General features: G+C 51.5%; 40 protein-coding genes. 26 read left to right on the top strand and 14 right to left on the bottom strand.

Annotated features, from left to right (window positions below; genetic code table 11):
• Positions 1-129: 129 nt before the first annotated feature.
• Positions 130-1,779 carry a malate dehydrogenase (quinone) gene (mqo, locus tag L2Y28_RS14950; RefSeq protein ID WP_032622479.1) on the top strand — a complete coding sequence of 550 codons (1,650 nt, stop codon included), beginning with the start codon at positions 130-132 and terminating at the stop codon, positions 1,777-1,779.
• A gap of 134 nt (positions 1,780-1,913) precedes the next feature.
• Here mqo and eco read toward each other — a convergent pair whose 3' ends face one another.
• Positions 1,914-2,423, bottom strand: a complete 510-nt coding sequence (eco, locus tag L2Y28_RS14945; RefSeq protein WP_032622478.1) for a serine protease inhibitor ecotin — start codon at positions 2,421-2,423, stop codon at positions 1,914-1,916.
• Positions 2,424-2,625: 202 nt separating this feature from the next.
• Here eco and L2Y28_RS14940 point away from each other — a divergent pair, with 202 nt between their 5' ends.
• A complete protein-coding gene (locus tag L2Y28_RS14940; RefSeq protein ID WP_006811332.1) occupies positions 2,626-2,886 on the top strand; it encodes a DUF2534 family protein in 261 nt (86 codons plus the stop codon).
• A 245-nt stretch (positions 2,887-3,131) separates the two neighbouring features.
• Here the strand turns inward: L2Y28_RS14940 and L2Y28_RS14935 are convergent, their stop codons facing one another.
• The 12 genes from L2Y28_RS14935 to L2Y28_RS14880 all read right to left on the bottom strand — a co-directional run bounded on the left by L2Y28_RS14935 (position 3,132) and on the right by L2Y28_RS14880 (position 9,986).
• Positions 3,132-4,310 carry a phage integrase Arm DNA-binding domain-containing protein gene (locus L2Y28_RS14935; RefSeq protein WP_058645241.1) on the bottom strand — a complete coding sequence of 393 codons (1,179 nt, stop codon included), beginning with the start codon at positions 4,308-4,310 and terminating at the stop codon, positions 3,132-3,134.
• 1 nt (position 4,311) lies between these two features.
• Positions 4,312-4,521 (bottom strand): hypothetical protein, encoded by a 210-nt coding sequence (locus L2Y28_RS14930; protein ID WP_032659100.1) that lies wholly within the window; start codon positions 4,519-4,521, stop codon positions 4,312-4,314.
• A 31-nt stretch (positions 4,522-4,552) separates the two neighbouring features.
• Entirely contained in the window at positions 4,553-4,822 is a 270-nt protein-coding gene (locus L2Y28_RS14925) for a hypothetical protein (protein ID WP_058645242.1), read from the bottom strand.
• Positions 4,823-4,888: 66 nt separating this feature from the next.
• Positions 4,889-5,191 carry an ASCH domain-containing protein gene (locus L2Y28_RS14920; protein ID WP_058645243.1) on the bottom strand — a complete coding sequence of 101 codons (303 nt, stop codon included), beginning with the start codon at positions 5,189-5,191 and terminating at the stop codon, positions 4,889-4,891.
• Positions 5,184-5,321 carry a hypothetical protein gene (locus L2Y28_RS14915; RefSeq protein WP_176686759.1) on the bottom strand — a complete coding sequence of 46 codons (138 nt, stop codon included), beginning with the start codon at positions 5,319-5,321 and terminating at the stop codon, positions 5,184-5,186. Before L2Y28_RS14915 ends, L2Y28_RS14920 begins: the two co-directional genes overlap by 8 nt.
• Positions 5,318-6,448 (bottom strand): DUF551 domain-containing protein, encoded by a 1,131-nt coding sequence (locus L2Y28_RS14910; RefSeq protein ID WP_058645244.1) that lies wholly within the window; start codon positions 6,446-6,448, stop codon positions 5,318-5,320. Before L2Y28_RS14910 ends, L2Y28_RS14915 begins: the two co-directional genes overlap by 4 nt.
• Complete coding sequence (locus L2Y28_RS14905) at positions 6,445-6,939, bottom strand: ead/Ea22-like family protein (RefSeq protein ID WP_058645245.1); 495 nt, start codon at positions 6,937-6,939, stop codon at positions 6,445-6,447. The genes L2Y28_RS14910 and L2Y28_RS14905 overlap by 4 nt, the downstream gene beginning before the upstream one ends.
• Entirely contained in the window at positions 6,936-7,298 is a 363-nt protein-coding gene (locus tag L2Y28_RS14900) for a hypothetical protein (protein WP_236919558.1), read from the bottom strand. Before L2Y28_RS14900 ends, L2Y28_RS14905 begins: the two co-directional genes overlap by 4 nt.
• Positions 7,295-8,125 carry a hypothetical protein gene (locus L2Y28_RS14895; RefSeq protein WP_058645247.1) on the bottom strand — a complete coding sequence of 277 codons (831 nt, stop codon included), beginning with the start codon at positions 8,123-8,125 and terminating at the stop codon, positions 7,295-7,297. The genes L2Y28_RS14900 and L2Y28_RS14895 overlap by 4 nt, the downstream gene beginning before the upstream one ends.
• The gene (locus L2Y28_RS14890; protein ID WP_236919557.1) at positions 8,125-8,484 is read right to left on the bottom strand and encodes a hypothetical protein; all 360 of its coding nucleotides are present in this window, start codon (positions 8,482-8,484) and stop codon (positions 8,125-8,127) included. Before L2Y28_RS14890 ends, L2Y28_RS14895 begins: the two co-directional genes overlap by 1 nt.
• 379 nt (positions 8,485-8,863) lie before the next feature.
• Positions 8,864-9,244, bottom strand: a complete 381-nt coding sequence (locus L2Y28_RS14885; protein ID WP_176686760.1) for a hypothetical protein — start codon at positions 9,242-9,244, stop codon at positions 8,864-8,866.
• 115 nt (positions 9,245-9,359) lie between these two features.
• Positions 9,360-9,986: a LexA family transcriptional regulator gene (locus L2Y28_RS14880; RefSeq protein WP_023315868.1), complete on the bottom strand. Its 627-nt coding sequence runs from the start codon at positions 9,984-9,986 to the stop codon at positions 9,360-9,362.
• Positions 9,987-10,085: 99 nt separating this feature from the next.
• On the opposite strand from L2Y28_RS14880, the gene L2Y28_RS14875 reads away from it, so the two are divergent.
• The 16 genes from L2Y28_RS14875 to L2Y28_RS14805 all read left to right on the top strand — a co-directional run bounded on the left by L2Y28_RS14875 (position 10,086) and on the right by L2Y28_RS14805 (position 17,719).
• Complete coding sequence (locus L2Y28_RS14875; protein ID WP_023315869.1) at positions 10,086-10,301, top strand: Cro/CI family transcriptional regulator; 216 nt, start codon at positions 10,086-10,088, stop codon at positions 10,299-10,301.
• Positions 10,302-10,323: 22 nt separating this feature from the next.
• Positions 10,324-10,878 (top strand): YmfL family putative regulatory protein, encoded by a 555-nt coding sequence (locus L2Y28_RS14870; protein WP_032634986.1) that lies wholly within the window; start codon positions 10,324-10,326, stop codon positions 10,876-10,878.
• A gap of 163 nt (positions 10,879-11,041) precedes the next feature.
• Positions 11,042-11,221, top strand: coding sequence for a DUF4222 domain-containing protein (locus L2Y28_RS14865; RefSeq protein WP_032619902.1), 180 nt, complete (start codon positions 11,042-11,044; stop codon positions 11,219-11,221).
• Positions 11,211-12,074, top strand: a complete 864-nt coding sequence (locus L2Y28_RS14860; RefSeq protein ID WP_058645248.1) for a conserved phage C-terminal domain-containing protein — start codon at positions 11,211-11,213, stop codon at positions 12,072-12,074. The genes L2Y28_RS14865 and L2Y28_RS14860 overlap by 11 nt, the downstream gene beginning before the upstream one ends.
• Positions 12,071-12,565: a hypothetical protein gene (locus L2Y28_RS14855; protein ID WP_058645249.1), complete on the top strand. Its 495-nt coding sequence runs from the start codon at positions 12,071-12,073 to the stop codon at positions 12,563-12,565. The genes L2Y28_RS14860 and L2Y28_RS14855 overlap by 4 nt, the downstream gene beginning before the upstream one ends.
• A complete protein-coding gene (locus L2Y28_RS14850) occupies positions 12,565-13,224 on the top strand; it encodes an MT-A70 family methyltransferase (RefSeq protein ID WP_058645250.1) in 660 nt (219 codons plus the stop codon). The genes L2Y28_RS14855 and L2Y28_RS14850 overlap by 1 nt, the downstream gene beginning before the upstream one ends.
• Positions 13,221-13,544 (top strand): LexA family transcriptional regulator, encoded by a 324-nt coding sequence (locus L2Y28_RS14845; RefSeq protein WP_058645251.1) that lies wholly within the window; start codon positions 13,221-13,223, stop codon positions 13,542-13,544. The genes L2Y28_RS14850 and L2Y28_RS14845 overlap by 4 nt, the downstream gene beginning before the upstream one ends.
• The gene (locus tag L2Y28_RS14840) at positions 13,541-13,930 is read left to right on the top strand and encodes a RusA family crossover junction endodeoxyribonuclease (RefSeq protein WP_058645252.1); all 390 of its coding nucleotides are present in this window, start codon (positions 13,541-13,543) and stop codon (positions 13,928-13,930) included. The genes L2Y28_RS14845 and L2Y28_RS14840 overlap by 4 nt, the downstream gene beginning before the upstream one ends.
• Entirely contained in the window at positions 13,927-14,916 is a 990-nt protein-coding gene (locus L2Y28_RS14835; protein ID WP_058645253.1) for a DUF968 domain-containing protein, read from the top strand. The genes L2Y28_RS14840 and L2Y28_RS14835 overlap by 4 nt, the downstream gene beginning before the upstream one ends.
• Positions 14,917-14,928: 12 nt before the next feature.
• Entirely contained in the window at positions 14,929-15,507 is a 579-nt protein-coding gene (locus L2Y28_RS14830; RefSeq protein ID WP_053504493.1) for a DUF1133 family protein, read from the top strand.
• A 155-nt stretch (positions 15,508-15,662) separates the two neighbouring features.
• Entirely contained in the window at positions 15,663-16,058 is a 396-nt protein-coding gene (locus tag L2Y28_RS14825; protein WP_017145563.1) for a phage holin family protein, read from the top strand.
• Positions 16,045-16,326 carry a phage holin family protein gene (locus tag L2Y28_RS14820; protein ID WP_058645254.1) on the top strand — a complete coding sequence of 94 codons (282 nt, stop codon included), beginning with the start codon at positions 16,045-16,047 and terminating at the stop codon, positions 16,324-16,326. Before L2Y28_RS14825 ends, L2Y28_RS14820 begins: the two co-directional genes overlap by 14 nt.
• Positions 16,326-16,955 carry a glycoside hydrolase family 19 protein gene (locus L2Y28_RS14815; RefSeq protein WP_058645255.1) on the top strand — a complete coding sequence of 210 codons (630 nt, stop codon included), beginning with the start codon at positions 16,326-16,328 and terminating at the stop codon, positions 16,953-16,955. The genes L2Y28_RS14820 and L2Y28_RS14815 overlap by 1 nt, the downstream gene beginning before the upstream one ends.
• Positions 16,956-16,962: 7 nt before the next feature.
• On the top strand, positions 16,963-17,232 hold the full coding sequence (locus L2Y28_RS14810; protein WP_058645273.1) for a hypothetical protein: 270 nt from the start codon (positions 16,963-16,965) through the stop codon (positions 17,230-17,232).
• A gap of 4 nt (positions 17,233-17,236) precedes the next feature.
• Complete coding sequence (locus L2Y28_RS25520) at positions 17,237-17,371, top strand: hypothetical protein (protein WP_255298879.1); 135 nt, start codon at positions 17,237-17,239, stop codon at positions 17,369-17,371.
• A 66-nt stretch (positions 17,372-17,437) separates the two neighbouring features.
• Positions 17,438-17,719, top strand: coding sequence for a hypothetical protein (locus tag L2Y28_RS14805; RefSeq protein ID WP_042889599.1), 282 nt, complete (start codon positions 17,438-17,440; stop codon positions 17,717-17,719).
• Positions 17,720-17,828: 109 nt separating this feature from the next.
• Here the strand turns inward: L2Y28_RS14805 and L2Y28_RS14800 are convergent, their stop codons facing one another.
• Complete coding sequence (locus L2Y28_RS14800) at positions 17,829-18,119, bottom strand: Bor family protein (protein ID WP_032671404.1); 291 nt, start codon at positions 18,117-18,119, stop codon at positions 17,829-17,831.
• Between the two features lie 190 nt (positions 18,120-18,309).
• On the opposite strand from L2Y28_RS14800, the gene L2Y28_RS14795 reads away from it, so the two are divergent.
• From L2Y28_RS14795 to L2Y28_RS14760, 8 genes are all read left to right on the top strand, one after another.
• The gene (locus L2Y28_RS14795) at positions 18,310-19,767 is read left to right on the top strand and encodes a glycosyltransferase family 2 protein (RefSeq protein WP_058645257.1); all 1,458 of its coding nucleotides are present in this window, start codon (positions 18,310-18,312) and stop codon (positions 19,765-19,767) included.
• A 58-nt stretch (positions 19,768-19,825) separates the two neighbouring features.
• Positions 19,826-20,332 (top strand): HNH endonuclease signature motif containing protein, encoded by a 507-nt coding sequence (locus tag L2Y28_RS14790; RefSeq protein WP_218055591.1) that lies wholly within the window; start codon positions 19,826-19,828, stop codon positions 20,330-20,332.
• 85 nt (positions 20,333-20,417) lie between these two features.
• Positions 20,418-20,996, top strand: coding sequence for a hypothetical protein (locus L2Y28_RS14785; protein WP_042889601.1), 579 nt, complete (start codon positions 20,418-20,420; stop codon positions 20,994-20,996).
• Positions 20,996-21,346, top strand: a complete 351-nt coding sequence (locus tag L2Y28_RS14780; RefSeq protein WP_042889602.1) for an HNH endonuclease — start codon at positions 20,996-20,998, stop codon at positions 21,344-21,346. Before L2Y28_RS14785 ends, L2Y28_RS14780 begins: the two co-directional genes overlap by 1 nt.
• Positions 21,347-21,503: 157 nt before the next feature.
• On the top strand, positions 21,504-21,977 hold the full coding sequence (locus L2Y28_RS14775) for a phage terminase small subunit P27 family (protein ID WP_022650844.1): 474 nt from the start codon (positions 21,504-21,506) through the stop codon (positions 21,975-21,977).
• Complete coding sequence (locus L2Y28_RS14770) at positions 21,977-23,713, top strand: terminase large subunit (protein WP_016063095.1); 1,737 nt, start codon at positions 21,977-21,979, stop codon at positions 23,711-23,713. The genes L2Y28_RS14775 and L2Y28_RS14770 overlap by 1 nt, the downstream gene beginning before the upstream one ends.
• Entirely contained in the window at positions 23,713-25,017 is a 1,305-nt protein-coding gene (locus L2Y28_RS14765) for a phage portal protein (protein WP_045342765.1), read from the top strand. The genes L2Y28_RS14770 and L2Y28_RS14765 overlap by 1 nt, the downstream gene beginning before the upstream one ends.
• A 13-nt stretch (positions 25,018-25,030) precedes the next feature.
• Entirely contained in the window at positions 25,031-25,879 is an 849-nt protein-coding gene (locus tag L2Y28_RS14760; RefSeq protein WP_045342764.1) for a head maturation protease, ClpP-related, read from the top strand.
• Positions 25,880-25,885 lie beyond the last annotated feature (6 nt).

Raw genomic sequence — 25,885 nt, 5'->3', positions numbered from 1 at the left:
TCATTAAATTTCACAATTACAATAATTTCGTAACCTTTAAACAATATTTAAAAGTTGCTACCGTGCCACCGCAGCGTGTTTCACCTGTAATTTCTACGCATCAAGCACTATTCAACTAAGGCATAAATGATGAAAAAAATGACTGCCGTGCTCTTTTCTCTGGCCGTGGGGCTGAACGCCGTCTCGCTGGCGGCGAAGGCTGACGCACCAAAAGAGCAGGAAACGGATGTCCTTTTAATTGGTGGCGGCATCATGAGCGCCACGCTGGGCACATATCTTCAGGAATTAGAGCCGAACTGGTCCATGACCATGGTCGAGCGCCTTGATGGCGTGGCGCAGGAAAGCTCTAACGGCTGGAATAACGCCGGGACGGGGCACTCGGCACTTATGGAACTGAACTATACGCCGCAGAAAAAGGACGGTTCCATTAGTATCGAGAAGGCGGTAGAGATCAACGAAGCGTTCCAGATCTCACGCCAGTTCTGGTCTCACCAGGTGAACAGCGGCGTGTTGCACAATCCGCACTCCTTCATCAACACCGTACCGCACATGAGCTTTGTGTGGGGCGATCAAAACGTCAACTTCCTGCGTGCGCGCTACGCTGCCCTGCAACAGAGCACGCTTTTCCGCGGGATGAAATACTCTGAAGATCACGCTCAAATCAAAGAGTGGGCGCCGCTGGTTATGGAAGGCCGCGATCCGAACCAGAAAGTGGCGGCGACCCGCACTGAAATTGGTACTGACGTTAACTACGGTGAAATCACCCGTCAGCTGGTGGCCTCTCTGAAGAAAAAAGAGAACTTTAACCTGCAACTCAGCTCCGAAGTGCGTGGTTTCAAGCGCAACGCGGATAACAGCTGGAGCGTGACCGTTGCCGATCTGAAAAACAACGAAGCCGAGCATGTGATTAAGGCGAAGTTCGTGTTTATCGGTGCTGGCGGCGCGGCGCTGAAACTGTTGCAGGAGTCCGGTATTCCGGAAGCGGACGACTACGCCGGCTTCCCGGTTGGCGGCCAGTTCCTGGTGTCGGAAAACCCTGAAGTGGTTAACCGTCATCTGGCTAAAGTGTACGGTCAGGCTTCTGTTGGTGCGCCACCGATGTCCGTTCCCCATATCGACACCCGTATGCTGGACGGTAAGCGCGTAGTGCTGTTCGGGCCGTTCGCCACATTCTCCACCAAGTTCCTGAAAAACGGTTCCCTTTGGGATCTGCTGAGCGCGACCACGACGTCGAACGTCAAGCCAATGATGGACGTGGGACTGGATAACTTCGATCTGGTGAAATACCTGATTAGCCAGGTGATGCTCTCTGATGAAGAACGCTTCGAGGCGCTGAAAGAGTACTATCCGCAGGCGAAGAAAGAAGACTGGCGTCTGTGGCAGGCGGGTCAGCGCGTGCAGATCATCAAACGCGATCCGAAAGAGGGCGGTGTGCTGCGTCTGGGTACCGAAGTAGTAAGCGATAAGGATGGCACTATTGCCGCGCTGCTGGGAGCATCCCCGGGGGCGTCTACCGCTGCGCCAATCATGCTACACCTGATGGAAAAAGTGTTTAAGGACAAAGTATCCAGCCCGGAATGGCAGGCGAAGCTGAAAACCATTATTCCATCCTACGGTACGAAGCTGAACGGTAACGTTGACGCCACGGAACAAGAGCTGGAATACACCAGTCGCGTTCTGCAACTGCAATACGTCAAACCGCAGGCTGCGGATGCTGCGCCACAGGCAGAGCTGAAGCCTCAGGCGGAAAACAAGCCGGTTGCGGATATCGCGCTGTAAGGTAAACGCAAAACGGTAACATCCGTTACCGTTTTTCGTGTTTTCTCCCTCTCCCACCGGGAGAGGGTTGGGGTGAGGGCACCAGAACGCACCCTTTCCAGGTCGGGTAAGCGTGAGCGCCACCCGACTTATTTTTAACGAACTACTGCTTGTCCTACCGTCTCATCCGCCTTCCATACGCGATATTTCACATCCACGTTTTCCGGCGTATAAACGACAATCGGCAGCTTGCTGTTATAGCGCAGCAGACTGTTATCACCCAGATAGGCGGTGATAAATTTCTTCTCTTTCTTGCCGTCCGGGCACGCCATCATGGTGGAGACTGGCGAGGTTACTTTGTCGAAGACATAGTAGTCATAACCCCAGCCTTCCAGCGTTTTGCTTTCCAGTTGGCCGCCCAGACGATGCTGGTTGCAGTCCACTTCCAGCGTCTGGCCGATTAACAGCTCGACTTTGAAATTCCCTTCATTCTGCTGAGCCGGGAGCTGAATAACCTGGCGCTTCATCCCTTTGTCCGCTTGCGGATACGGGGCAACTTTTTCCAGCGGCTGCTCTTTTGGGGTTTCGCTGGCGAAAGCGCTGGTGCTCGCGCACGCAGCGGCGATAAGGGCGATGGCAAATTTAGGTGCGTTTTTCACTGTCATTCCTTTTTGTTAAAACGATCCCGAAAAGACTAACATAATGTATGTGAATGGTTGGCGTAATTTACTCACATTTTCATTTTAAACGGAGTAAAGCACTGCTTTTATGCTCTTTTATTGGTGTTTAATGCTGTGGTGGAGTCGGTGCAGAGATCGTGTTATTTTACGCGTTAATTATTGTTATTCATCTGTAAAGGGAGAAGAGATGGTACGGGAAAAACTGAAGACACCTGAAGGCCGCAAGTTCCTGCTGGCGTTACTGGTTGTGTTTATGATTGCTGCTGCATGCGTGGGGCGAGCAACCATTGTCGGCGTGATCGAGCAGTACAACATCCCGCTCTCTGCGTGGACAACCAGCATGTTTGTCCTGCAATCAGCGATGATCTTTGTTTACAGTCTGGTGTTCACCGTCCTGCTGGCGATTCCGCTGGGGATTTTCTTTCTCGGTGGGCGTGAGAAGCACTAAGCATTGTGCATGCGAAGACAGGTAATAAAAAACCAGCCATAAGCGGCTGGTTTTTTTGTGTAGTTTTGGTCGGCACGAGAGGATTTGAACCTCCGACCCCCGACACCCCATGACACCTGCGTAAAATGCTTATAAGCCGCACCACTACTGGCCTGTGGCGCTTTTGACTGTATGAACAAACAGTGATTTTTATGCATTATCTGCACTATATACATCAATAAGTTAGGGGGTGGTTTCGCCATTAGCTAGCCTGCCTTTATCTCACCGTGTGGAACCATAACCCAGTCGATATGATTGCTGGTATAAATCTTTGTTGACTTGGCATCACTATGGGCCATCCTTCCTTGTGGATCGATACCCTGGCTATCAAACAAATGCGCGGCCAGTGCCCTTATCTCGTGAAATGTTGGGCGTTCATCCATTGGAAGATGATCACATAATCCAAGCTTGTCACGTAGTGCAGAAAACGCTCGGCTAAGATAATCAGGTGCTACCTGAGTAGGGTGTGAAACCTCTTTACTCCGTTTGTTATTTCGTTCAGGTATTCGGTGTACGACATACGGACTGGCAACACTATCCCGGCTATCGTCAATAATCCTCTTCAGCTCCCCTCCAATTGGGATCGCTACGTGTGATGCCTCTTTCTTTTGAACTTTCTGCCGGTGGATGTACAACGTACCGTATATCCCGTTTTCAGGTTCGTCTAACCATACACATCCACAAACGCCGTTTTTCGGCTCTCTTATCGAATATTTTATTCGCGAAACTTCGAGGCGGGCATGTGTCGTCTGCAGTGCCAAATCCATAGCTGTTCTTAACCATGGTTCAGCCGCGTTCCTCATAGTAATAAAGACATCCAACGGAAGACGTTTACGCTTCTTCTCTTCAACACGCCGCATTTTTTTACGTGCTGCAGGATTGTCCATCATTAATGATTCATCAACTGCATAAGAGAACAGCTTTTTGAGAAAGCTTACCTTTCTGTTTTGAACGTTAGCGGATGCATCGGCATGGTACCGATTAATAAATTGGTTCACGTGTTCAAGATCAATGTCACAAGCCGGTATATTGATAAAAAATTCCTTTACCCTGAACACGTCATTATTCCAATCATCCAGGGTGCTTGGTGATGGTTTTTCATCGGCAACGGCGCGGGCCATAATTCGGTCAACATGGTCACTGAATGGTTGAGCTTCTCCATTAATTCCGCCTGAGTCTCTAATCAAGCTTTCTACTGACGGCACCTTTTCAGGTCTCATTCTGAGGTTATATTCTTTGGCAATGGCGATTGCCATTACGCGATCAGTTCCTATGCTTTTACGTTTTCCGCTTATAAGCGTAAAGCGATATTGCCCGGTAGCTTTATCAAAAAGCAGGAAGTCAGGGAGATTGCGGTTCTCCCTTTTGCGTGGTCTTGCAGCCATGTTAATCCTCTTGAATTAACTGACGAACTCTTTCACTGACAATTGAGTCAACGCCCCATTTTTCTGAGGAACTAACCAGGATCGTACCATCTACGATACGGCCCTGAAGCTTACCGTTTTCAATCCAGCGTCGGATAGTTCTGTTATCTGGAACAGAGCCTGGTTCAAACTCTCGTTTACCCCACAGACTCGCCTTCATCAACTTGGCCATGGCTATTCTCCACTTAACCGGCTGCACCCGGCTATCTCTTATAGAAAATGCAAGATGAGCAACCACCACGAAGCCCATCATTGCAGGTACGACATCTTTTTGTTTCGGTGTAATAAAGCTGGTGGACCATCTCCTTCGGCATGAGAACAGGCATCGGCACACGGATAACCAGCTTTTTGAGCCTGTCTATCTCGGCTGCGTGCTCCAGCGCTATATCCTTCCAGTCCTGCGCTTCGGCCATCCACCAGGCTATGTCGGATTTATAGCGGCGCGCACGCCGCTGTTTGAGTTTGCTCACCATGGCAGCCACCCCATACCCTGAAGTGCGCCGATGACCAGCAGCACGAACATTACTGCGTCGAATGGGTTAGGCATGGATGTTCACCTTGATAGCGAAAACCTTCACCGGGTCTGGGCCGAAGTGCGGATGTGTTATCACCTTCAATTCGTAACCGTCATACGGAATGTCGATGCGCTTGCTCGCGTCATCACGCTTTGGATAGCCTCGGGTGATTATCAGGCGGTCAAACCGACGCGGTAATTGCTGATTGTGGCCATGCGATAGCCTGCGGCACCAGTACGGATTTACCAGGCGATACTCTTCGGTTTTCTCACCAGACTTCATCTGGTCGAAGTATTCACCGTTAACAGCCAGCTGCAGGTTAGCCATGATTGAACACCCCCTTAATCGCACCCCAGGCTATCTCCATGAGCGACGCCCAGGCTACGTAAAGATGAACCCCAGCGGCCACGCCAAAGCCAATTATCATTGCGTATTTCATCGCTTCGGATTTGCTCACGGCTTCACCTCCCTCTTCGCCAGTTCATTCATGGCGTCGCCATAGCGCTCCATCCCTTTGGCGAGCGCCTGAGTAACCTCCTGCTGCGGTGCTGCTGGGATTTCAGTCCAGTGCGTTACTTGCTTAAGATGCAGGTCATTTCCATCTCCGTCATCCCAGCATGGACATCCGTCATCGAACCAGTCTGCGTAAATCCCAATCTGAATGTTTGGCAAGTTTGCTGGGTACTGTTTTCCACTAAAATCGGCAGCCAGCACATAATCGCGCTCCGGCATCCGCTCACTGCAAGCCACCCAACCATCCGGAATCACCGTAAAGTTGCCAGCGGCAACATCGGCGCGAACATATAACGTGTCGTCAGTGTGCTGATTGTCGCTGCACCATGTTAATTCGCTGAACTCGCCATTCTCTGGCCATACTCCAGCGGTTTGAAGCCAGATATGCTCTGGCGCTTCCTTGCATGACGTATTGGCTGGCAACTTGTAAGCCATCGTTACAGGTTCGGCACCCTGAAGCATGGCGGCGCGGCAGGCTTCAAATACCGCATTGTTAAACTTCACACCCTCGAACAAAATTTTCCCATCATGCTCAAACCAGAACTCTGCCCTCTCAGCATCGGGCAAGAGCCTTTTCAGCACTTCATCAGGCACAGATTCCGTCGCTGGAGGCGCAGCGTACAAGCGAGTTCCATCCTTGAAGTTTTCCCAATCAGCCTGACCATCAGCGGCTATGCAAGCCACCCTTGCATTCGGGTGGCATCCGCAATCGTCATATTCGCCCAGGACGACCTTGCCAACAGCCTCCGCTTCGAGCGATGCCAGCGCGATACGCGCCAGCTCACGTTCTTCAGATGCGGTTGGCTCAGGACCGTTACCTAGGAAAATTTCTTGTGCGCGTTCTTTGGTAATAGTGCTCATGGGTTTTCCCTCAGCCATCTCTTCATCGGTTTCCAATAAAACGCGCGCCTGTCCCTCACAGACCTGAATGACACCGCCACGACAGCAAGAATTGCATTTAACGGCATCGTCATCCCACAAGGCACTTTCGTTTCCGCGAGCGGTCTTTACTGAGTGTGATTTGTTGCCACAACGGCATTTGTTGAGCCAGCCAATGGTGAAAGTTTTCATGATGCCTCTCCTTTACCGGCTGCTGCGATCATCTTGATACAATGCTTGGATAGCTCTTTGTTTACAGAATCAATATGGCAATAAGCACCACTTTTGAACGGAGATCCTTGCTTGAAGTCGAAGAACGAATATGGCGGCAGATTGATTTCACGTGATTCCAACTCTGCTATGCGCTGGCGCAGACCTTCAATTTCACCACTCCTGTTTAACAGCTCAAGAGCCATACGCTCGTTTTCGGTTTCTTTGGCATCCAGCTCATCCAGCAGCGCCAGAAAGGTAGCGGGGTTAGCAGCGGCGATATATCTCAATACGTTTTCAGACTGTTTCACTCCCCCTGCGGCTTTATTCAGACAGTAGATAGCCTCTGCTCCGCCTACTGTGATATATCCCCGCCCTGGGGCGCTGAGGTCGCTGGTGTAGACGTACTCCCAGTCATTTTTTCCGACTGCCTTAGCAGCTTCCCGTAATGCGCGTTTGTCGATGCTGCTCATTGGGCGGCCTCCGCTTCTTCACGAATAGCAATGCGTGCTGCAACGTCTTTCAGCAGCTTTGTGAGGTTTTCCGTCAAGTGATCACAGCTGTGCATCTTACTGAACTTTGCCAGACTGTTACCCAGAGCGATAACGGCTTCAGCAGCACTATCAAGCTGGAAATCTTTGCTGTAGTCGTTACGCCATTCCTCAGTTTCACGGTCAAAATAACGGGAAGATAGGTACCAGCTACCCAGGCGGAATTGCATTTCGTAACTGAAGCCATTGCCGACTTCACACTCAACGTCATCAACAGTGAACCAATCAAGCGAGTAGCGGAAACGTTTAATCTTCACGGTTTTTTTCGGTTCTCTTTTCATGACTGCACTCCTTTGCGAAGCTGGGCGGCTATGGCTTTGTGCTCATCTATAATTTGCGATGCTTCTGCATGGGCCAATCCTTCGAGAGAGATAACACCTGTGTCGCTTATACCTGCCAGGCTGATCAGCTCTACAAGGCGCCGCGCTTTCTTAACGCTAATTTCTGGCGCTATAACGCTGCGGGTGACTTTCTTCTTACCTCTGGCAGCAGCAGAAGCTTTGTCCTTCTGAAGAACCTCACCTGCCTTTTCACCGAACTCTTTTACGCGTTCAACGGCCACATCTACTGACACGGACCCAGATTTAACTTCTTTCTGAACGTCGTGGTTAGCCGTACTCAGAAGCAGGAGCTTTTCTACTGTCGGTACGGACTTGTTGACCAGTTTTGCTATCTCGCTGGTGGTCTGGTTGAAGGCGATATGCAACTCTTGAATAACTGCAGCCTGCTCCATATCTGAGAGCGGCAGTTGGTTGTTACTGGTCATGATGCGAGCCAGGCGCTGAACATCGCTTCCGTTGAACGGCATGATGTGGATGCGGTCAACTGGCTTGCCAGCTTCAGCACAGCGCGCATAGCAGCGACGGCGGCGGTGACCTTCTACAACCCACACACCACCTTCATCACGAGCGATAACCTCCAGCGGGGGAACGGAGCCACCATTCATCAGAAAGTTGAAAAGGTCATCATCTGCCTGGCGAGTACGTTCATCATCTTCGCGTTTGTTGAAACCTTCCCGCACATGGATTTGGTCGAGGCTGATGAACATCCCGGTATCGGTGCGCTTGATGGTCCCGTCACGGGTCATTTGCTTGAATGAGTTAGCCATTAGAGAGCAACCTCACTATTCAGGGAAATCACCACAGGAGGCAGTTCGCGCAGTTCACGCTGAGCTTCCAGAAGATGCATATTGGTTCGGGTCTTAGTGTGTCGCTCCACAATGCGGTCGCACTCTTTGGCCCAACTCGCTACATCCTGGCGAAGGGTGGCATTCTGCTCGGCCAGTTCCTTACGCTGCGCCATCGCTTCACAAAGCGCGACGCTGGTATAGTCCAGGCGGTTAGCCAGTTCGTTAACCATCCAGCCGTAAGCGGCAGGGAGGAGTGGGGCGGCCTTACGAGCTGCGTCGATAAGCTGCTCTCTGGTCATGCGTGGTTGTAACTCGGTGACGTTCTGTGTGTTCGTCATGGATAGTTTCTCCGTGTTATAAGCGCTCTGCACAGCGCTGATTTTTGGTTGCACGAATCCCTCGCCAGATGGCGACAAAACATAAAGGGGGTTCGTTTTAGTAAGCACCCAACCAGGGCACTTAGTGAAACGGGCGGCTGCCACCGCCAGTTAGCTTCTCCACAATTGAGAGCGCGTTCTCCTGAGTTGATTTAACGACTACGGCCTCTCAAGTTGAACGCTGAACGCGCTTTCAGTTGTGTAAAAGGGGCGGTCGACATTAAGGACATTCAAAACTGCCGACCGCCAAGACTACACACAGCAATGAAACTTTTGCCTGTCTTTTCACCACATCAGGCTCGGTGGTATTCTTGGAGTTCTCACACAACCAAGAAGGATATTACAAATGGACGAAGTTAAGTTCTCTTGCCCAGAATGCAGTGGCGAACTCTTCGATAGCACCGCGATACCTGAAGGTTCTGACAGTTTTGCGGGAGCTGTCTGTGGAAATTGTGGTCACGTTGTAACTGAAGACGAGAGCTCTCAGTTCGATGATCAGCTTGCCAATGATTACTTCGACAATCTCACCAGGAACCTTTTCGATTAATGGCAAGTAACGCTTGCTGACCGCCTCAACAACCTGCGTTTGAGCTTTCAAGGCGCTGCAATCTACATGCAGCGTCAATTCGACATAGCCACAGCTCTTACACTTATTGCTAATAGGCGCAAAGGTCACGCCGGCTGGCAACTTAATCGTCTTTCTGTTTGCGCTAGTGCTCATACTGCCTACCTACAATGTTCGCTGCTGATGGAATAAAATCTAACTTAACTTAGTTTTTAGGTCAAGGGTAAACACCAAACTTTTCTTAGTTTAGTGTTTTGAGAAGTTAGGGAACTTAGATTTCGTACTGAACGCCTTTGACAACGCCAATAATAAGGCAGTTACCGTTGATCGGTATGTTGGGGTAGCGAGGATTTAGTGGGACTAAAAATTTTTGTGGGCCATCAATGACAAGTTTTTTAACAGTCGCTTCGTTAGTGCCATCAATACGCGCAACAACAATCTTCCCATGAAGGGGTTCGACATCTGGATCAACAATAACGGTAGCCCCTTCAGGTATTGTTGGGAGGCCATTTGGATTGGTCATTGAATCCCCTTTGACCTCTAAAGCGAACGAGCTATCTCCAATGCGAAGTGATGTCTCAACCCATTTATCGACATCGCTGAACAAATCAGCAGTTTTACATTCCGTAAACTGCCCAGCCTGAACCCAAGAAATCACTGGCACACGCCGCATTTTAGTTATGAGGGCACCTTCAAATTCGGTGCCGTAAAGAATGTAATCTATTGATGTATTGAAAAATTTCGCCAGCTTAACCAGCGATTCACCGTTTGGGATATTCACATCCTTTTCCCAATAACCGACCGCTACGTCACTAACACCGCAGAATTTACCCAGTTCTTTTTGAGAGGTTCTTGTAACCCTACGTAGGGCTTTAATGCGCTGACCAACCGTTTCCATGAAAGCACCAAATTTAAAAAAGACTAAGCAATCTTAGTTTTTATTGACCAAAGTTAGATTGGTTATTAATATCTAATCAAACTTAGCTAAGGAGGCTTCATGACAACCGACGAGATTGAACAACATTTCGGCAGCACTGAAAAAGTTGCCGAATTTTTTGGCATCACTAGTGAGGCCGTTTACCAGTGGCGTAACCGCCCAGGACGCTTAATCCCAAAAGGACGAGCTGCTGAAGCTGCGTATCGAACTGCTGGTGAACTGGAATTCAACCCAGAACGTTATGGCAAGAATACATCGCCAAGCGATCAGAAATAACCACAGAGATAAGGGGTTAACCGTGGGTAAAGAACCTGAATGGAAAGTTGAGAAGCAGCCCGCCTGGCTGGTGAGCGCAATCAGGAAGACGATTGCCGCTTTGCCAGGCGGATACGCTGAAGCGGCGGAGATTCTGGACGAAACCCAGAATTCACTCTTTAACCGCCTTCGTGCTGGTGGCGACCAGATCTTTCCAATGGGCTGGGCAATGGTGCTTCAGAGAGCTGCTGGCGTAAGTTACATCGCTGACGCGTACTCTCGTGAAACTGATAACGGAATACACGTTCCCGGCGCCGTGCCTGATGATGAAAACGAAGAGATTGGCCTGAAACTGGCCGAGCTGGTGGGGAGACTTGGTGAGCTGGTCAATGCTTACCGTCATTACATTGAAGATGGTGTAGTTGACCGGAGCGAGTGGCAAAGTCTTAACGATATCGCATATCAGTTCAGGGTCACTCTCATGACGTTCCTGAACCTTATTTCCCGTGTTTATTGCCTCCCAGAAATGGGTGAGGCCCGCGAGTGTGCAGCTCCGGGCCCCTTGGCGTGTCGTATCAGTGGAGAAACTAACGCATGAACAGTGTAACGGTAAACAACCGTCTCCCGCAACTACGTGGTATTCCCGTTGTTGGAACCTCGTCGTTTCGGTATGAGCGGATGGTATCAGGCCGCTGGGTTCCATGTAACCACAGCAGGGCTATGGCGATTGTGGGTGTCTGGCGTCGGAAGGGGAGAGCGCTATGCGAGAACTTAACCGGCGTTTCAGAGATCACTATGGCGTCCCGGTGCGCGTCATCAGATGGGAGCCCGAGACTCGACGCGTTATATACCTTCGCGAAGGGTACGATCATGAGTGCTTCAGCCCTCTTGAGCAATTCCAGCGTAAATTTACAGAGTTAAAGGACGACCATGAGCACTAAATTAACCGGTTACGTTTGGGACGCTTGCGCTTCTTCAGGCATGAAGCTGTCCAGCGTTGCCATCATGGCGCGCCTGGCAGACTTCAGCAGTGATGAAGGGGTTAGCTGGCCTTCTATTGCTACCATCGCGCGCCAGATTGGTGCTGGTGAGAGCACGGTTCGCACAGCTATATCTCAGCTGGAAAAAGACGGTTGGTTAACCCGCCAGCAGCGTCGTAAAGGCAACCGTAATGCATCGAATGTTTACCAGCTCAATGTTACGAAATTACAGGCGGCTGCCTTTTCTCACCTGTCAGAATCTGACGCGTCAAAATCCGACCCGTCAAAATTTGATGCGTCGAAAAACAGTAATAATGGCAGTTTTCACCCGTCAGAATCTGGTGGGGATCCGTCAGTAAAATCAACTACTGATCCATCAGATAAAAAACCTAATTGTCAGGTTGCGTCGCAACCCGACACTGCATGTGTCAGTCAGGTTGATTTGATAACTGGTCAGGCAGTCTTAATCCTCAACCATCTCAATGACGTTACTGGTAAGACATTCCGCAAGGGGAAAAGCTCCCTGGATAATATTCGCGCCAGACTTCGTGAGAACTTCACACTCGATGAGTTGCTGTTGGTTATTGATTACAAGCACGAGCAGTGGAAAGACACGAAATACTACGAACACATGCAGCCTACAACTTTGTTCAGGCCAACGAAGTTCGAAGGATATTTGCAGAACGCGTTGCGCTGGAATAGCAAAGGCCGACCTAAGCGTGAGGACTGGGACGCTGTCCGCAAACAAGATCCGTTGAAATTCGGTCAGCCAGACAAAGTCATCCCGGCAGGTTTCAGAGGAGCGAACTCATGAGCCTTCTGAAAGATATTCAAATTTTCATCGCTGAAAACCCTGGGTTAACTAACAAACAGATCGCAGCATCAATGCACCAGTACGACGTTCACGCTGTTCAGCGCGGTGTATGCAATCTGGTCAAATTGAATCGCGCAACACGGCAGCATAACGGTAAGTGCTACCAGTATTTTGCCAAAGCGCCGGGTGGTGACGTTAGCGAGGGGCGTTCTGCACTGAAAATTAACCGGGCAGATACACCAGCTGTATCGGAACAGGAAGAAGCGCCGAATCCAGCTGTAACCAGGATGATGGATAAGGCTCAAGACCTGTTTGAAAAAGGGCTCTACCAGCGTGCGGCCACAGTTCTGTTGGATGCCTTTAATCGCTCTAAGAACGAAGAGCAGCGGATGAAGATACTGATTGAGCGTCAGCGTTGCTTGAGCATGGCGCCGAAAGTGAAAGCACCCTCTGATGCATGGTGTCTGGCTGGCCGAGCGAGGAATGTCTGATGAAATACTCACTGATTTACGCTGACCCAGCCTGGCTTTATGACAACAAAGCCAGTAACGGTGCAGCAGAAGATCACTACGACACGATGAAACTGATCGACATGAAGCGGTTACCGGTTTGGGACCTGGCTGCCGATGATGCAGTTCTGGCTATGTGGTTTACTGGAACCCATACCCGCGAAGCTATCGAACTGGCTGAAGCGTGGGGCTTTAAGGTCCGCACGATGAAGGGCTTTACCTGGGTAAAGTTCAACCCACTGGCAGAGAAGCATATCAACAAAGTACTTCAGGCAGGCCGTGTGGAAGATTTTTACGACTTCCTCGACCTGCTGAACGCACAGACACGCATGAACGGCGGGAACTACACCCGAGCCAATACCGAAGACCTCTTGATCGCCACCAGGGGAAAAGGACTTGAACGCAAATGCGCCAGCATCAAGCAGGTTATTTACAGCCCACTCGGAGAACACAGCCAGAAGCCAGCAGAGGCCCGTTTCCGTCTGGAGAAGCTTTACGGTGACGTTCCGCGCATCGAACTGTTCAGCCGTTGCGGTGCACCAGGCTGGGACCACTGGGGAAATCAGGCTGAATCACCAGCTGTTGAGCTTATACCGGCAGTTGCCGTTCCCATGAAAAAACAACAGGAGCGCGCCGCATGAAACCTGAATTAACGCCGCGTCAGAATGAAGTGTTTGAAGCTATCAAGGTTCATATCGAAAAGGCAGGCTTCCCACCTACGATGCTGGAGCTTGCCGGATTAATTGGCTGCGCATCACCGAACGCTGCTGTAGCGCACGTGAAGTCACTTAAGAAAAAGGGTTACATCACTGTTGCTCCTGGCGCAGCCAGGGGCATTACCGTCGTCAAAACGGAATGGGATGCAGATCCAGTAACGATCATCAAAGACCTGCTATCCGGTGGAGATAAGGCCAGAGATAACGCTGTTGATTGGCTGAAAAAACAGGGAGTGAGTTTATGAAACTGGTGCTCCCGTTCCCACCGAGCGTAAACACATACTGGCGAGCCCCAAACAAGGGGCCGTTAAAAGGCCGCCATCTTATCAGCGAGAAGGGCAGGGCATATCAAAGCGCGGCATGTGCAGCGATCATTGAGCAACTGCGTTGCTTACCAAAACCATCATCATCACCAGCTGCGGTGGAAATCCTTCTCTTTCCTCCAGATGCCCGCCGCCGCGACATCGACAACTACAACAAGGCTCTGTTTGACGCGCTCACGCATGCAGGCATTTGGGAGGATGACAGCCAGGTGCAGAGAATGTTGGTGGAGTGGGGGCCGAAAGTGCGTGGCGGAAGGGTAGAAATATCGATAACCAGGCATCAACCAACAATGGGGGGAATTGGGTGAGAGCCATACTGACGCCTGAAATTGCGCCGATATCCGGGGTGGTTCTGTTCCGCCCTGGTACCGAACTGCTCTGGTTATTCCGTCAGGGAAGGGTAGTTATTGAGCCACCATCCGAAGCCATACAGCATCTGCCATCGGGATTAATCCCTGAAGCCCACCAGCCCCTGACTGACGATGCCAACATGCAGGCTATTTTCGTTAACGAAAGGGTCATTCAGCGAGCTGGTGGATTGAGTAGCCTTGATGCCTGGCTGGAGAGAAAATTTGAATGTCAGTGGCCTCACACTGACTGGCATGCCAGTGACTTTACGGTAATGCGCCACGCTCCGGGGAGCATTCGTCTTTGCTGGTCTTGTGATAACCATTTACGTGAGCAAACCACTGAAAGACTGGCAGGAATTGCCATGCAGAACCTGGTAAAATGGCTGCTGGAAAGGGTAAATATTGATTTAGGTTTCAGCCCTGACCACACTCTTTCGCTTCCTGAGTTCTGCTGGTGGATGGTACGTAACGATCTGGCTGACCTTGTTCCTGAATCGGTGGCGAGTAAAGCACTCAGAATCAAGCCAGAACAACACAGGTCAGTGATGAGGGAAAGCGACATTGTCCCGTCATTACCGGCTACGCAAATCTTTCAGGAGAAGGCAAAAAAGATAGTAGCGGTGAAGGTCGATCCTGAAACGCCGGAATCTTTCATGCTGAGGCCAAAGCGCCGACGCTGGGAAAACGAGAAATACACCCGCTGGGTGAAGTCGCAGCAGTGCAGTTGCTGCAATAACCCGGCAGACGACCCCCACCACCTGATAGGCCACGGGCAGGGGGGAATGGGTACTAAAGCGCATGACCTGTTTGTGATACCGCTGTGCAGAGCGCATCACGACGAGTTACACGCTGATCCCGTGGCATTTGAAGCGAAGCACGGCGACCAGCTAACGCTGTTGTTTCGGTTTTTAGATCGTGCGCTGGCAATAGGCGTACTGGCGTAAGTGGAGACGCAAATGATCAATCCTTCAGAAGTAGGCAAATCCGGCGAGTTGGTTCGCCTTCGCACTCTCGAAAGTATCTGGGTACAGGGAAAGCTCCGCATGTGGGGTCGCTGGTCTTATATCGGTGGTGGCTCGGGCGGAAACATGTTCAACCAGCTGCTGGCATCCGGGAAAATAACCAAATCCGCCATCAACGATGCGCTGCGCCGCATGAAGAAATCCGGCATCACTAAACCCGAGCTGGAAGCATACCTGCGTGAAATCCTCGACAGTAAAAACAAAACTGGCCTGGCGTTCTGCTCAGACGAGGAGGGGCTAAAGATTGACGGCGTTATTGCTGCGGTATTGATGAACGAAGAATACCGTGGGCTGTATGGCGTGATTGTTGATCGTCATCGTCTGCGTAAAAGCAAACTCCAGATGGCTAAAGAGCTTAATTCAAAACACCCCGACTGGACCCTTATTACATGCCGTCGTCGCATTGATACATGGGTTAGTCTTGCAGAATCGATCCTTTACGCACCACTTTGTGACGCATTCGCCACAAATAGCGACAGATTTAAGTTGCAGAGTGAGCAGGAAAGTGCTTAAATTGTGTTAGGCTCGGGACAGTAAAGCGTACTGAGCAACAAATCAAAACATAAACCCGCCACTGCTGCGGGTTTTTTATTTTAAGGGCTGCCTCCGGGTGGCCTTTTTTGTTTCCCCTCGTTCTGAGAGGACTCACGGCAATAAGAGGGGGCTAAATGTCCGATCCTGTTTCTGGCACTACGGTAGCGGCTGGTGGTCTGATGGGGGCCAGCATGTTCGGTCTTGCAACCGGCATTGATTACGGTGTGGTGTTTGGTGCATTTGCTGGCGCGGTGTTCTACGTCGCTACGGCGGTAAATATCAGCCGCCTGAAGCTGGTGGGCTACTTCATCACCTCATTCATCTTCGGCGTTATTGGCGCTCCACTTCTTGGCTCTTACTTCTCCAAATGGACGGGGTATAGCGACAGGCCACTTGATGCGCTGGGCGCGGTAATCGTAGCCGCTATTGCGATTAAGCTGCTGACGTTCGTCAACAGCCAGGATTTGGGTAGCCTGTTTGGAATTCTCTCTCGTTTACGTGGAGGAGGGACCAGCAATGGTAACAAGTGATCCGAGTGCAATGGCGAATGCCATCATCTGCGGGGTGATCGTTCTTGCCCTCATGTTCTACCAGCGTGGAGGGGCGAGACATCGTCCACTGATATCGCTGATGGCTTATTTCACGGTGCTGGTTTATGCCAGCGTCCCTTTCCGTTACCTGTTCGGCCTGTATCACGAATCACACTGGTTTGTGGTGCTGGTGAACGTCCTGATTTGCGCTGCTCTTCTCTGGGCACGGGGAAACATGGCGCGCCTGGTTGATGTACTGAGGCACTAATGAACCAATCACAATTTCAGAAGGCGGCTGGTATCAGCGCCGGGTTAGCTGCGCGCTGGTTTCCGCATATCGACGCCGCTATGAAGGAATACGGCATCACCGCACCGCTTGATCAGGCCATGTTTATTGCCCAGATGGGGCATGAAAGCACCAGATTTACCCGGCTGGTGGAGAACCTGAATTACGCGGCAGAAAACCTGGTACCTACGTTCGGCAGCCACCGCATCACGCAACAGCAGGCCGCCGCACTTGGCAGAACTGCAACGCAACCGGCAAACCAGAAAGCGATCGCTAATCTGGTATACGGTGGGGAGTGGGGAAAAGAACACCTGGGCAATCAGGTTGCCGGTGATGGCTGGAAATATCGCGGTCGTGGGCTGAAACAGATTACCGGCCTGAGCAACTATCGCAGTTGTGGCCACGCATTGAAACTGGACCTCGTTACCCACCCGGAGCTGCTTGAACAGGATGAATACGCCGCGCGCTCAGCTGCATGGTTCTATTCGTCTCGCGGTTGCCTGCTTCATTCCGGCGACGTGGAGCGCGTGACGCTTCTTATCAATGGCGGCAGAAACGGGCTGGATAAACGCCGCGCGCTGTTTAACCTGGCGAAATCCGTTCTGGTGTGAGGTGAATGTGGGTATCGAAACGATAATCGGGCTGACCGCACTGGTGATTTCCGCCATTGCAGGCGCTTTTGGCCTGGGACATATTCGCGGCACCAGCAAAGCGGAAGCGAAAGCCGACCAGCAGCGCACTGAAGATAACGCAGCTGCAACGGTCGCAGCAGCGGAACGCCGGGTAGAAGCAACTAAAGAGGCCAGCAATGTACAGCAGACTGTTAACCATATGTCTGGCGACGATGTTGATCGCGAGCTGCGGGACAACTGGACCCGTAAAGGTTGAGGTAGTGGACACGGCTTGCGACTGGGTTAAACCCATCTACGGAACGGATCACGACTGGGATGTTCTGGACCGCCAGACGAAGAAAGACATCCTGGCGCATAACAAAGCGTGGCAGGCGAACTGCCAGAAACAGGAGTGAAGCATGCTGCTGTGTTCACATTCAATAGCGGGTATTTTTCCATACCCACCCAAAAGAGAGAAACCGATGAGCGAAGCTAAACCGCAGGACGGCACCACCGTTAAAGGCTATCGAACCTTAACGCCTGGTGATATTGAGCGCATGAATCGCCTGAAGGGTGTCAGCCGACACTTCTGTAATTTACTTGATACAGAACGTGAGCATGTCAACGATGAGTTATCTGCTACCGGCAACCACTCAACTGAAGCACACGAAGCTGCCCGCTGTCTCGCCATTGCGCGCACCAAAATGCAGGAAGCCTGCATGTGGGCCTGTCGCGCTGTAGCGCGTCCAGATGCCGACTGTTAGCCATTACAAAGCTCACCTGCTGGTGGGCTTGATAATTGTTTTATCAACCAGATGTAAAAAAGCCCCTGTTAGGGGCTAGAGGATTATCAGTTTCAATTGCTATGAAATATTACTTCGCGCAATAGACGCGTGCTTCACGAGGGGTGTAGATGCCGAAGGTGACAAATCCCAGCAACCCATTCACAAAAGTCTGTTGAACTTCAGTACGAACAACTTTATCAGCACCACCGCAAACCTGAGCAGCATCAATTTGCTTGGATTGACCAATCCCGCTAACGAAGAAATGATGTGTCGTAACTTGCTGTGGCGTAGTCGTTATGCCTTTGTTTACTGAAAATGATTGTTGAGCGCAGCCAGAAACAGCTGCGGCAACCAGAGCTACCATAATTAACTTTTTCATAAATGACCTTATTGTTGGTTTGGTTCGCAAAAATAATGACATGTATCATTAATTTATACATATCAGACCAGTAGTTTAACTTAGATTTGTTCTACTTCCCTAGTGATTAACTATCAACATCATCCATTGCTATCGTCAGACCATCCATTATTACGAATAAGATAATTAATAAACTTCCCAGAGGAAAATTATGCAGGTCACTATTGATGGTGTCCCGTATGCGCCTGCCAGCATCATTTCATCGCGGATCGGTATTGCAATAACGACACACCAGCGCGCCGACGTTCTGAAAAGAGCTATCGAACAGCACATGAAGCACCTGCCAGCTGGTGCGCTGGTGGTGGTTGTGGATGATGGTTCGAAACCTCCAGCGGTAGTTCCCGACGGCGTGCAGTTGCTCCGCCATGAAACATCACTCGGCATTGTTGCGTCGAAGAACGCCAGCCTGTCAGCATTGATGGATGCCGGGTGTGAACATCTTTTCTTGTGGGACGACGATGCCTGGCCGATTGCTGATGACTGGCACCTGCCTTACATCGAATCACCTGAACCGCATCTGGCTTATCAGTTCCTCGATCTGGCTGGCCGCAATAAGCTGAATGACATGTCTGTGCTGTACCGGGATGATAAGCACATCGCTTACACCGGGCAGCGTGGCGTGATGCTGTATTACCACCGCAGCGCTATCGAGAAGGTTGGTGGTTTCGATCCGGTATACGGTCGCGGCATGTACGAACACAGTGACCTCGCGCTACGTATCCATAACGCTGGCCTGACGACGTGGGCTTACGGTGATGTGGTCGGTTCAGAAAAGCTAATCCATTCTCTCGATGAGCATGAAGCCGTAGAGCGTTCGGTACCGCGTCCCGACCGACAGGCGCTGGTGGAACGTAACGTGAAGATCCACAACGAACGGCGTGATTCCGTGTTTACTGGTTACGTTGAATACCGTCAGCAGCGCGATGTAGTTATCACAACGCTGCTCACCAGTCAGCCTGACCCGCAGCGCGGCACGAAAATGGCGGCCTCGCCTGACATGCTGAGCAAATGGGCGGCCTCGCTTCGCCAGTGTGGGCGTATAGCGCTGGTGGATGAATTACTGACGGCCCCGGCCGATGTTGAGCTGTATCTCGTACCTGACGTGAAGATGAATGTCTACTTTCGTCGCTGGCTGCACATCTGGCAGCACCTGCGAGATCACCCTGAATACCGGTTCGTCTGGTGTACTGATGGTACCGATGTCGAAATGCTTCGCGCGCCGTGGGAAGAAATGGAACCCGGGAAGGTGTATGTCGGTTCTGAACCGAAGACCTACGCCGACTCCTGGGCGAAACAGAATCATCCTGAGCGTATCTATCAGGAGTTCATTGAAGCGCACCGCAACAATGTGATGCTTAACGCTGGTCTGCTGGGTGGCAGCCGCGCTGATGTGATGGCGTTCGCTCACGGCATCATCCGTCTTTACTACCGGATCGAGAGCTATCGTTTCTGGAAGAAAGAACAGGCTGGCGCCGCGGTGGGGGATATGATCGCTTTTGGCATTGTTGCTAAATCGTTTGGCGATCGCATTATCACCGGCCCGCGCATCCACACTATTTTTAAGTCCGATGGTGTCGGTAAAGAGTACGCTTTCTGGCGCCATAAATAATTTGAAAATAAATCAAGGTCGCTTCGGCGGCCTTTTTTATTGGTTGCGAGATATGTACATGTCTAAAAAATGTTCCGTGAATGACTGCGATAATCGTTCTGAAAAAAGAGGGATGTGCGGAAAGCACTATTTCAGATGGCGGAAATACGGTGATCCATTGGTTGTGCGGAACACAGTTTATAGCTCGCCACAGGAAGCAATTAAGGCCAGGACAAAGATTGAAGGCGAATGCCAGGTATGGACCGGCGCAAAGTTAAAAACAGGTTACGGCAGCATACGAACTGGCGGTAAGGCATTACGTGTGCATCGCTTTGTTTGGGAGTCCGTGAACGGTCCTGTTCCTGATGGTATGGATGTCGATCATATTTGTCGCAACAGGCTCTGCTGCAATATCAATCACCTCAGGTTGGCCAGCAGAAGCGAGAACAATCAAAACCTCGGCGGCGCTAAGAAAAATAGTAAAACTGGAGTACTCGGGGTTACTTATCTGAATCGCGGCAACAGGCGCTGGCTCGCGCAAGTTAAGCTCAATGGCAAGTTAAGCTCAATGGCAAGTTTGTTCTAAGGAAAACATTCATGTCACTTGAAGAAGCCAGGGACGCAGCTATTGCCGCCAGACTTGAGCATTTCACACACAATGAGGCTGACAGATGTTGATCGCTATCGTGGCTCACCATTCCCGCCGCACCATGGCTGAAGAGTTAGCGAGTAAGCTTGAGGCTGACATTGTCTTCATGGATGAGCATAGTGCTGGTGCAAATTCAAACCACCTTCGCGCTCTTCGTTGGGCTGCTGAGCAATCAGACAGAGTGATTATCATCGAAGAGGATGCATTACCCGTTGATGGTTTTCGTTATAAGGCTCAGGACTGGCTGGCTCGTTTTCCTGGCGACATGCTGAGCTTTTATCTCGGTACCGGGCGGCCTCCACAATATCAAATGCAGATTGCTGAGCGGCTAATCGTGGCTGATAAGACACGCGCTGATTACATCACGCTGTCGAGACTCATTCATGGCGTTTGCTATAGCGTCCCGCCTGAGCATGTGCATCGCGTGCTATCCCGTTGGGATAACAGCAAACCCGCCGATTACGCTGTGGGTGATGCATGGGGTGGCTCAGTGATCTATCCGTGTTACTCGCTGGTGGACCATGCTGACGGCGAACCGGTTGAGCGTCACCCAGACTCAGCGCCACGCACAGAACGCCGCCGGGCGTGGAGGTTAGCCTGATGCCTGCGTTAATACCGAGAGCATGCCGCAAGCGTGGCTGCCCTGGCACAACCACTGACCGCTCAGGTTATTGTCCCAAGCACCTTAACGAAGGCTGGCAGCAGCATCAGCGAGGACAGAGCAGGCATCAGCGAGGTTATGGCAGCAAGTGGGACAGGCTGCGCTCAATCGTTCTCGACAGAGATAAACACCTTTGTCAGGAATGCCTGCGAAATGGAAGGTATACACCCGCTGAGACGGTGGACCACATCACCGCCAAAGCAAATGGGGGGACCGATGACCTGTCCAACCTCGAAAGCCTCTGCAAGCCTTGCCACAGGGCGAAGACAGCGGTCGAAAGACTCAAATGACATCAATTCTCATTTGAAGCGACAGAGGGGGAGGGCGGGTTGAAAGTTCAGGAACGACGCGCCAAAGGACCGCCGCCTAACCTCTTTTCACATCGCCGCAGGTTAGAAAACTTTTTTATGGGGTCCCCCACTCGATGATTAATAGGAGTTTTCGATTATGTCTGGACCACCGAAAACCCCGACCCATCTACGTTTGGTGAGGGGTAACCCATCTAAACGCCCGATCAATGAGAACGAACCAAAACCCCCTTCAGGGGTACCCCCAACGCCGAAGCATTTCGACAAGCAGGGGAAATACTGGTTTAAACGGATGGCCGACGAGCTTGATGCTATCGGTGTGATGTCTCAGCTTGATGCCAGAGCCCTTGAGCTGCTGGTTGAGGCCTATACCGAATACCGGCATCACTGCGACACGCTTGAAGTTGAGGGCTACACCTACCGGACCGAAACGCAGAGCGGGGATGTGCTGATCAAGGCTCACCCCGCCGCCATCATGAAAGCTGATGCCTGGAAACGTCTGCGTGCCATGCTTGGTGAGTTCGGCATGACTCCAGCCAGCCGATCGAAAGTGAATGCAAAAGGTCCTGAAGCGGTTGATCCGCTGGCCGAGTTTATGAAAGCGAGGGATTAATGGCTAAAGTTGCAGAAGGCATCCGCTACGCCGAGAGGGTAGTGGCGGGGGAAATTATTGCCTGTGAGTATGTGCGCCTTGCCTGTCAGCGTTTTCTTGACGATCTGGCACACGGCGAAGAGCGCGGTATTTTCTTCAGTGAACCGCGCGCGCAGCACATTCTGAATTTCTATAATTTTGTACCTCACGTAAAAGGCGCACTGGCAGGGCAGCCTATTGAGCTGATGGACTGGCACGTTTTCATCCTGATTAATATTTTTGGTTTCGTGATCCCGCTGGTTAACGAGGAAACGGGAGAAACCGTTTTGCGTAACGACGGCAGCGGTCGTCCAGTAATGGTTCGGCGCTTCCGTACAGCAGATGTTGAGGTGGCCCGTAAAAATGCCAAATCAACGCTTTGCTCCGGCGTGGGGCTTTATATGGCTGGTGCCGATGGCGAGGGCGGTGCGGAGGTTTATTCCGCTGCAACCACCCGTGACCAGGCACGCATTGTTTTTGAAGACGCGAAGAATATGGTCAAGAAGGCGAAAGCCACTCTTGGGCGGATCTTCGAATTCAACAAGCTCGCTATCTACCAGGAGCAAACGGCCTCCAAATTCGAGCCTTTATCATCAGATGCGAACAACCTCGACGGCCTGAACATCCACTGTGCCATCGTCGACGAGCTGCATGCTCACAAAACCCGTGACGTCTGGGACGTTCTGGAGACGGCAACCGGCGCACGTCTGCAATCGCTGCTTTTCGGTATCACCACCGCCGGTTTCAACAAAGAAGGCATCTGCTATGAATTGCGTGATTACGCCATCAAGGTGCTGCGTGGGCTGGTAAAAGACGATACGTTTTTTGCCATCATCTACACCTTAGATGAAGGTGACGATCCCTTTGATGAAAAAGTCTGGCAGAAGGCGAATCCGGGGCTGGGTATCTGTAAGCGCTGGGATGACCTGCGCCGCCTGGCTAAAAAGGCGAAAGAGCAGGTTTCGGCCAGAATTAACTTTTTCACCAAGCATATGAATATCTGGGTTACCGCTGAGTCAGCCTGGATGGACATGATGAAATGGGAGAAATGCGAGTTTATCGCCCCGCAGCACGAACTTAAAACCTATCCCTCCTGGGTGGGCGTTGACCTGTCAAACAAAATTGATATCTGTGCGGCCGCTAAAGTCTGGCGCGCGCCAGATGGCCACGTTCATGCGGATTTCAAATTCTGGCTACCGGAAGGACGCCTTGAGAAATGTTCACGCCAGATGGCAGAGCTCTATCGTAAGTGGGCCGGGATGGACAAGCTGATCCTTACCGACGGGGATGTAATCGACCATGCTCAGATTAAGGAAGAGCTACAGCTGTGGGTAGCTGGCGAGAGCCTGAAAGAAATTGGATTCGACCCGTGGAGTGCGACGCAGTTCAGCCTTGCGCTGGCAGAAGAAGGGTTGCCGCTGGTGGAAGTGCCGCAGACGGTTCGCAATTTCTCTGAGGCGATGAAAGAGGTCGAAGCGCTGGTATACGGTGGCCGCTTCCATCACAGCGATCACCCGGTGATGAACTGGATGATGTCCAACGTAACCGTCAAACCTGACCGGAACGAGAACATTTTCCCGAATAAGTCCACACCAGAGGCCAAAATTGATGGCCCTGCGGCCTTATTCACAGCAATGAGCCGCGTTCTGGTTAACGGTGGCAACGACCAGCAGGATCTCTCCGGATTCTTCAATAATCCCATCATGGTAGGTTTCTGATGAAAAAAAACAAACGGCCAGGCAGGGTTAAAAGTGCTCTGCTTAACTGGCTTGGTGTGCCTATCAGCCTGACTACCGGCACATTCTGGGAGGAATGGTTTGGTACCAGCAGCAGCGGAAAGGTGGTAACGGCCGATAAAGCCATCCAGCTATCGGCTGTGTGGGCATGTGTAAGACTGTTAAGCGAGTCTATTTCAACGCTTCCGCTGAAAATATACGTTCGACAGCCTGACGGTTCTCGTAAAGCGGCAACCGATCATCCGGCCTATTCGATACTGTGCCGCCGACCCAATTCAGAAATGACACCATCACGCTTTATGTTGATGGTTGTCGCCAGTATTTGCCTGCGCGGGAACGCCTTCATTGAGAAGAAATTCATCGCAAACCGCCTGGTTTCGCTGGTGCCTTTGCTGCCGCAGAACATGGTGGTTAAACGTCTCACGACCGGGGCGCTGGAATACAAATACACTGAAAACGGTAACGAGCGCGTCATTCCCGTCAAAAACATCATGCACATTCGCGGGTTCGGTCTTGACGGTGTTTGCGGCATGATGCCGATGAAAACAGGCCGGGATGTGATCGGTTCTGCAATGGCGGTTGAGGAGTCTGCTGCGAAGATATTTGAACAGGGGCTTCAGAGTTCAGGTTTTCTCTCCGCTGAGAATGCGCTGTCTGACGAACAACGTGAAAGACTTCGCAGCTACATGGCTGCATTTACCGGTTCAAAAAACGCCGGGAAAATCATGGTGCTTGAAGGCGGATTGAAGTACCAGGGCGTCACCATGAATCCCGAAGACGCCCAGATGCTGGAAAGCCGCTCTTTCAGTATTGAGGAAATCTGTCGCTGGTTTCGCGTTCCGCCTTTCATGGTCGGTCACACCACGAAGCAAAGCAGCTGGGCATCCAGTCTGGAGGGCATGAACCTCCAGTTCCTGACACATACCCTGCGACCCCTGTTGGTGAACATAGAACAGGAAATAGGACGGTGCCTGCTGGACAGCGATGATGAGGTGTTCGCGGAGTTCTCTGTAGAAGGACTGCTGCGCGCCGACAGCGCGGGCCGTGCTGCGTACTATACCAGCGCGCTCCAGAATGGGTGGATGTCCCGCAATGACGTGCGCCGTCTTGAGAATATGCCACCGATTGAAGGGGGTGACATTTACACCGTTCAGCTCAACCTGACGCAACTGAAAAATCTCGAAAGCAGCAATCCTGCTGTGCAGGCTCTGGCCCTGAGAGAACTGCATAACCACATATTCCCTGACATTTCCTTTGAACAATCTCCGCTGAAACAGGCCGCTTAGGAGCACTTTCCTGATGAGCAAAAAACAACTTCCGGCAGCACCGGCGGGTCGCCCCTGCGCGCGGGTCACCTGTGAAACTTTACCCTCCGCCCTGGATCGCTGGGATGGCGGGATCAAAGCTGCGGCCACCGACGACAACAGTATTTCTGTTTTTGATGTGATCGGACAGGACTACTGGGGTGAAGGCGTAACAGCCAAACGTATCGCCGGTGCGCTACGGGCGATGAATGGCGCCGACGTCACGGTCAATATCAACTCCCCTGGCGGTGACATGTTCGAAGGCCTGGCAATCTACAACCTTCTGCGTGAATACGAAGGCCGTGTGACGGTGAAGGTGCTCGGAATTGCCGCCAGTGCCGCCTCAGTCATTGCGATGGCCGGGGATGATATTCAGATCGGTCGTGGTGCATTTCTGATGATCCACAACTGCTGGGTCTACGCGATGGGTAACCGCCATGACTTTGCGGAACTGGCACAGTCTCTGGAGCCATTCGATAACGCTATGGCAGACATCTACGCGGCGCGTTCCGGTCTTGATATGGCAGCTGTTCAGAAACTGATGGATGCCGAGAGTTATATCGGTGGCAGTGACGCTGTGGCGAAGGGACTGGCAGACAGCCTTCTTTCTGCTGATGCGGTCAGTGATAGCGATGAATCACCCGCGGCCGCGCTTCGAAAACTTGATGCGCTGCTGGCTAAAACCAACACCCCGCGCTCTGAGCGCAGAAAACTCATTAAAGCCTTATCCGGTGGCATGCCTGGCGCTGTCACCACCAACGACGGTACGCCGGGCGCTGCCGAAGAGATCAAACCTGAAACCCTCAATTCACTTGAAAGCGCTCTTGCGGCGTTAGTCAAATAAGGACCC

The organism is Enterobacter sp. JH25, from assembly GCF_021725435.1.
Taxonomy (GTDB): domain Bacteria; phylum Pseudomonadota; class Gammaproteobacteria; order Enterobacterales; family Enterobacteriaceae; genus Enterobacter; species Enterobacter intestinihominis.
This window is presented reverse-complemented; position numbering and strand designations above follow the sequence as displayed.